Source organism: Pseudogemmobacter sp. TB195, assembly GCF_058313095.1.
The window spans coordinates 1-556 of sequence record NZ_JBZEGG010000185.1 but is presented as its reverse complement, the minus strand read 5'-3'; the positions used below and the strand labels follow the sequence as shown (position 1 = coordinate 556).

General features: G+C 65.3%; 1 protein-coding gene. It reads left to right on the top strand.

The annotated features are described in order from the left end of the window. Positions 1 to 78 precede the first annotated feature (78 nt). Positions 79 to 531, top strand: coding sequence for an RrF2 family transcriptional regulator (locus AC4FS3_RS29280; RefSeq protein WP_132001671.1), 453 nt, complete (start codon positions 79 to 81; stop codon positions 529 to 531). Positions 532 to 556: the final 25 nt, after the last annotated feature.

Genomic DNA, 556 nt, shown 5'->3' with positions numbered 1-556 from the left:
CATAGGCTGTTAAAAACTGCCCCGTCAGATGAAAGCGCGGCCCACTGCAAAGGGCGCGCGGGTAGGGGAGAGCGGGCCATGATGCTGTTGTCGCGACGGAGCGTGCTTGCCATTGCAGCGGTTGTCGACGTCGCGCTTCACGCACGTCCACTGCCGGTTGCGGCCAAACTGCTGGCGGCGCGCCACCGTTTGCCGCCGCGCCATCTGGAAACGGTGCTCCAGACCCTTGTGCGCGCCGGCATTCTCAAGGGCGTGCGCGGGCCGCGCGGCGGCTACGAGCTGGCGCGGGAGCGGCGGCGGATCAGCGCCGGCCAGATCGTGCGCGCGGTGATGGCGGCGCAGGAAGACGAGGGGCTGCCGCCCCTGCCGGAATCAAAACTGGTGGAGCTGGTGATCGGACCATCGGTCAAGGAGGCGGGCGAGGCGTTTCTTGAGCGGCTTGATTCCGTCACCGTCGAGGATCTGTGCCGTGACGCCGAAGCCCGCAGCGTGTTTGGCGACACGGCGGCGCCCATGGATTTCACGATATGATTTGTGAAAAATTCATTTGCACATT